6 protein-coding genes are annotated in these 5,741 nt (G+C 60.5%); all 6 read left to right on the forward strand.

All coding sequences use genetic code 11. The features are described from left to right. On the forward strand, nucleotides 1-371 hold a 371-nt coding region (gene soxY / locus ABYW26_RS09420), incomplete at its 5' end, for a thiosulfate oxidation carrier protein SoxY (protein ID WP_372604554.1). 18 nt (nucleotides 372-389) lie between these two features. After that, nucleotides 390-719, forward strand: a complete 330-nt coding sequence (soxZ, locus tag ABYW26_RS09425) for a thiosulfate oxidation carrier complex protein SoxZ (protein ID WP_372604555.1) — start codon at nucleotides 390-392, stop codon at nucleotides 717-719. 31 nt (nucleotides 720-750) lie between these two features. Then, on the forward strand, nucleotides 751-1,605 hold the full coding sequence (gene soxA / locus ABYW26_RS09430; protein WP_372604557.1) for a sulfur oxidation c-type cytochrome SoxA: 855 nt from the start codon (nucleotides 751-753) through the stop codon (nucleotides 1,603-1,605). A gap of 107 nt (nucleotides 1,606-1,712) precedes the next feature. Next, nucleotides 1,713-3,404, forward strand: coding sequence for a thiosulfohydrolase SoxB (gene soxB / locus ABYW26_RS09435; RefSeq protein ID WP_372604558.1), 1,692 nt, complete (start codon nucleotides 1,713-1,715; stop codon nucleotides 3,402-3,404). A gap of 50 nt (nucleotides 3,405-3,454) precedes the next feature. Continuing rightward, the gene (gene soxC, locus ABYW26_RS09440) at nucleotides 3,455-4,732 is read left to right on the forward strand and encodes a sulfite dehydrogenase (protein WP_372604560.1); all 1,278 of its coding nucleotides are present in this window, start codon (nucleotides 3,455-3,457) and stop codon (nucleotides 4,730-4,732) included. Further along, the coding region (locus ABYW26_RS09445; protein WP_372604561.1) for a c-type cytochrome at nucleotides 4,716-5,741 on the forward strand (1,026 nt) is incomplete at its 3' end. The genes soxC and ABYW26_RS09445, both read left to right, overlap by 17 nt.

Consider the following 5,741-nt stretch of genomic DNA (forward strand, 5'->3'; position numbering starts at 1 on the left):
CGGCCATCGCCGCCCTGCCGATCAGCGCCCTGGCCAGCGTTGACGAGGCCATCGCGGCCTTCACCGGCGGCGCTGACATCGGCGAGGGTGGTCTGACCCTGACCAGCCCGGAAATCGCAGAAAACGGCAACACCGTTCCGGTCAGCGTTTCTGCGCCGGGCGCAGCTTCGATCATGCTGCTGGCCTCGGGCAACCCGACGCCCGCCGTCTGCACCTTTAATTTCGGTCCGCTGGCTGCGTCGCAAAGCGCCTCGACCCGTATTCGTCTGGCCGGCACCCAAGAGGTGATCGCCATCGCGAAAATGGCCGATGGCAGCTTTGTGCGCACCGCGAACACCGTGAAAGTCACCATCGGCGGCTGCGGCGGCTGATTTAGGGAGTAATGAGAAATGGCATCTGATGTTAAACCCCGCGTCAAGGTTCCGAAAACCGCGGCAGTTGGCGAAAGCGTTGTTCTGAAAACGCTGATCAGCCACCCGATGGAATCGGGCCAGCGCAAGGATAGCAATGGCAATCCGATCCCGCGCTCGATCATTCACCGTTTTACCTGCGACTTTAACGGTCAGAACGTCATCGACGTTCAGATGGAATCGGCGATTTCGACCAACCCTTACTTCGAATTCGAAGCCAAGGTCGACGAAGCCGGTGAGTTCAAGTTCACCTGGTATGACGATGACGGGTCGGTTTACGAAGAGTCCAAGCCGATCGCGATCGGCTGAGCGACTGTTTCATCAATCAGGGAGGATACGCATGAAACTTACATCGCTCAAGGCAGTCACTTCGGTTGCGGCGATGCTGGCCTTTGGCGCTGGCATTGCCAACGCAGCTGAAGACACGCCTCTGGTCATCAATGGCGAGACTGAAATCGTGACGTGGACCAAGGCCCCCGCTCACATGGAGGGCATCGACACCATCCGCTCGGGTTGGACCTTCCGTTCGGAAGACACCCAGCAACTGCAGGTGGACGATTTCGACAACCCGGGCATGATCTTCGTGGACAAGGCGATTGATACCTGGAACACCGCGATGGGCAGCGATGGCAAATCCTGTGCGGATTGCCACGGCGACCCGTCGTCGATGGAAGGTCTGCGAGCGGTCATGCCGAAATGGAACGAGGCCGCTGGTTCGGTCTGGACCATGGAGATGTATATCAACGATTGCGTCACCAACCGCATGGGCGCCGAGAAATGGGGCTGGAACTCGTCCGAGATGGTCAACATGACCGCTCTGATCACGCTTCAGTCGCGCGGCATGCCCGTTGATGTGAAAATCGATGGTCCGGCTCAGGAAACGTGGGAGCAGGGTAAAGATATCTACTATACCCGCTTTGGTCAGCTGGAACTGTCCTGCGCCAACTGCCACGAAGACCATTACGACGACTGGATCCGCGCCGATCACCTGAGTCAGGGTCAGATCAACGCGTTCCCGTCGTATCGTCTGAAAAACGCCAAGCTGAACTCGATCCACAACCGGTTCAAGGGTTGCATCCGCGACACCCGCGCCGAGACCTTCAAGGAAGGCTCGCCCGAGTTCGTCGCGCTGGAACTTTATGTCGCCTCGCGCGGCAATGGCTTGTCGGTCGAAGGTCCGTCGGTCCGCAACTAAAAGACCGGCCCGTGCGAAAGACTTCGCGCGGGCCTTCTCTATTTCTAAATATTCAAAGAAACGCATGTAATAACTGATCCTGCGTTCTTGGCAAAGGGAGCATTCGGATGATCTCGCGGCGAGATTTCTTGCAGGCCACCGTGGCGGCATCTGCTGTTTATGGCGCTTCTGGCGTCGGTAACTGGTCCCGGTTGGCCGCGCAGCAAGTGCTGACGCAGGACGACCTTTTGGGCTTTGACACCTACGGCAACATCACCCTGATCCATGTCACCGACATTCACGGTCAGATGAAACCGATCTGGTTCCGCGAGCCGGAAATCAATCTGGGCGTCGGCGCGGCCACTGGTCTGCCGCCGCATGTCACCGGGGCTGATTTCCTCAAGATGTTCAACCTGACCCCCGGCACGCCCGAGGCCTATGCCCTGACCTATCAGGACTTTTCGGCGCTGGCGAAAACCTATGGCCGTATGGGCGGGCTGGACCGGGTGGCGACCATTCTGAACCACATCCGCGCCGACCGGCCCGACGCGCTGCTGCTGGATGGCGGCGACACGTGGCATGGCTCGTATACCTGCTTCAAGACCGACGCGCAGGACATGGTCAACGTGATGAACGCGCTGAAACCTGACGCGATGACTTCGCATTGGGAATTCACGCTGGGCATCGACCGGGTGAACGAGATCGTCGAAAGTCTGGATTTCCCGTTCCTTGGCGCCAACATCTTTGACGCCGAATGGGACGAGCCCGCCTACGAGCCCTACAAGATGTTCGAACGCGGCGGCGCCAAGATTGCCGTGATCGGTCAGGCCTTCCCCTATATGCCGATCGCCAACCCGAAATGGATGTTCCCCGGCCTCAGCTTTGGCGTGCGCGAAGAACGTATGGCCGAAGTGGTGCAGGAAGTCCGCGATGCCGGTGCCGATCTGGTCGTGCTGCTGTCACACAACGGCTTTGACGTGGACCGCAAGATGGCAGGGCAGGTCGATGGCATCGACGTGATCCTGACCGGCCACACCCATGACGCCCTGTCCGAGCCGGTGATGGTCGGCAAGACCATGCTGATTGCCTCGGGGTCGAACGGCAAATTCGTCACCCGTCTGGATCTGGACGTGCAGAACGGTCAGCTGATGGGCTTCCGCCACAAGCTGATCCCGGTGTTTGCCGACGTGATTGAGGCCGACAAGGATGTGGCCGCCCTGATCGACGCCGAGCGCGCGCCGTATGAGGCCGAACTCTCGGAAGTTCTGGGTCACACCGACAGCCTGCTGTATCGCCGCGGCAACTTTAACGGCACGTGGGACGATCTGATCTGCAACGCCCTGATCGACGAACGCGAGGCCGATATCGCCATGTCGCCCGGCTTCCGCTGGGGGCCCAGCCTGATCCCCGGCGATGCGATCACCCGCGAGGATCTGTTCAACGCCACCTCGATGACCTATCCGAACGCCTATCGCAGCGAGATGACCGGCGAGACCATCCAGATCATTCTGGAAGATGTGGCCGACAACCTGTTCAACCCCGATCCCTATTACCAACAGGGCGGCGACATGGTGCGCGTCGGCGGCATGGGCTATCACATCGACATCTCGAAACCGCAAGGCAGCCGCATCACCAACATGACGCTGCTGAAAACCGGCGAATCCATCGACCCCTCGAAAACCTATGTCGTTTCGGGCTGGGCCTCGGTTAATGAGGGCACCGAAGGGCCGCCGATCTGGGATGTGGTTGAAAGCTATATCAAACGTCAGGGCACGATCACCATCGACCCGAACAAATCGGTCAAGGTGACGGGCGCATGACCGATCACCTCAGCCAAAAGACACTTCTATCTGAAACGGAGGGTGCTGCGATGACAAACAGCTCTAACCCCTGGTCCACCCGGCGCGGCTTTCTCAAAGCCAGCCTTGCCGCTGGTGGGGCCGTGGCCGCAGGCGGGATGGCACATGCCGCCGGTGATCCGCTGATCACTGAAATTCAGCCGTGGGCGCAACAGCTTGGCGATGGCGTCGATGCCACGCCTTACGGTCTGCCGATCAAATACGAATCCGACGTGATCCGTCGCAACGTGCCGTGGTTGACAGCGGATCCGATCAGCTCGATCAACTTTACGCCGATCCATGCGCTGGATGGCACGATCACCCCGCAAGGCTGTGCGTTCGAACGCCACCACTCGGGCGCGATCGAGCTGCGCAAGGAAGATTACCGCCTGATGATCAACGGTCTGGTCGATACGCCGCTGGTGTTCACTTATGACGACCTTGAGCGTTTCCCGCGCATCAACAAGGTGTTCTTCCTGGAATGCGCCGCCAATACCGGCATGGAATGGGCTGGCGCCCAGCTGAATGGCGCCCAGTTCACCCACGGCATGATCCACAACATGGAATATTCGGGCGTGTCCTTGCGCACCCTGCTGGAAGAGGCGGGTCTGGATGCGGCGGGCGATCTGAAAGACAAATGGATCTATGTCGAAGGCGCGGATGCCTCGTCGAACGGGCGCTCGATCCCGATGGAAAAGGCGCTGGATGACTGCATGATCGCCTTCAAGGCCAATGGCGAGGCCCTGCGCATGGAACATGGTTATCCCGTGCGTCTGGTGGTTCCGGGCTGGGAAGGCAACATGTGGGTCAAATGGCTGCGCCGCATCGAAGTCACCGATGCGCCGGTGGAAAGCCGCGAAGAGACCAGCAAATACACCGACACGCTGGCCGATGGCACCAGCCGCAAATGGACATGGGTGATGGATGCCAAATCCGTTGTCACCTCGCCCAGCCCGCAATCGCCGATCAAGCACGGCCCCGGCCCGCTGGTGATCACCGGTCTGGCATGGTCCGGCCGCGGCGCGATTGAGCGCGTGGATGTCTCGACCGATGGCGGCAAGAACTGGCAGACCGCCCGACTGGCCCAACCCGGTCAGCCGATGGCCCTGACCCGGTTCTATCTGGACATCGACTGGGACGGTTCCGAGATGTTCCTGCAAAGCCGTGCGATGGACAGCACCGGCTATGTGCAGCCGACCAAAACCCAGCTGCGCGAGGTGCGCGGCCTGAACTCGATCTATCACAACAACTGTATTCAGACCTGGTGGGTCAAAGCCAACGGGGAGGCGGAAAATGTCGAAGTATCGTAAACTGGTGATCGGCACTGCGCTGGCAACCCTGATCGGCGCCGCCCCGGCGCTTGCCGATAAGCTGGGCCTTGGCCGTCCGGCGCTGCCCGAGGAAGTCGCGGCATGGAACCTTGACGTGCGCCCCGATGGCACCGGCTTGCCGGTGGGCTCGGGGTCGGTCGAAGATGGCGAGATGGTCTTTTCGGAAAATTGCGCCGTTTGTCATGGTGAATTCGCCGAAGGCTCGGGCAACTGGCCCAAGCTGGCAGGTGGCATGGACACGCTGGACCGTGACGATCCGCTGAAGACCGTGGGGTCGTATTGGCCGTATCTGTCGACGACCTGGGACTATGTGCACCGCTCGATGCCGTTCGGGAATGCGCAAAGCATGTCGGTGGATCAGGTCTATGCGATCGTCGCCTATATCCTGTATTCGAACGATCTGGTCGAAGATGACTTTGTTCTGTCGAACGAGAACTTTCTTGAGGTCGAAATGCCCAACGCCGGCGGTTTCATCGTCGATGACCGGGCCGAGACCGAATATCCGAAATGGACGGGCGAGCCCTGCATGACCGGCTGTAAGGACAGCGTCGAGATCACCATGCGCGCCGCAGTTCTGGACGTGACGCCTGAGGAAACCAAGGCCAAGGCCGCCGCCGCTGCGCCGGCTCCGGTGGAAGAGGCCGAGGCCGACACCGCCGCACCCGAAGCCGCCCCGGCGACCGGCGCGCCCGATCCGCAACTGGTTGCGGCAGGCGAGTCCCTGTTCAAGAAATGCAAGGCCTGCCACGAGATCGGCGAGGGTGCCAAGAACAAGACCGGCCCGGTTTTGAACGGCGTTTTCGGCCGCGCGGCCGCCTCGGTCGAGGGCTTCCGCTATTCCAAGACGCTGCAGGACATGAGCAGCCAGACCTGGGACGCGGCGGCGCTGGATGCGTTCCTGACCGACCCCAAGGCCTATGCGCCCAAGACCAAGATGTCTTTCCCCGGTCTGAAGAAAGAAGACGAACGCGCGGCAATTCAATCCCAA

The organism is Actibacterium sp. (assembly GCF_041584535.1).
In the GTDB taxonomy this organism is placed as follows: domain Bacteria; phylum Pseudomonadota; class Alphaproteobacteria; order Rhodobacterales; family Rhodobacteraceae; genus Actibacterium_D.

Excerpts from the sequence above, each read along its gene's own strand:
- soxB (WP_372604558.1), top strand. The coding sequence starts at position 1,713 with ATGATCTCGCGGCGAGATTTCTTGCAGGCCACCGTGGCGGCATCTGCT.
- soxA (WP_372604557.1), top strand. The coding sequence starts at position 751 with ATGAAACTTACATCGCTCAAGGCAGTCACTTCGGTTGCGGCGATGCTG.
- soxC (WP_372604560.1), top strand. The coding sequence starts at position 3,455 with ATGACAAACAGCTCTAACCCCTGGTCCACCCGGCGCGGCTTTCTCAAA.
- soxZ (WP_372604555.1), top strand. The coding sequence starts at position 390 with ATGGCATCTGATGTTAAACCCCGCGTCAAGGTTCCGAAAACCGCGGCA.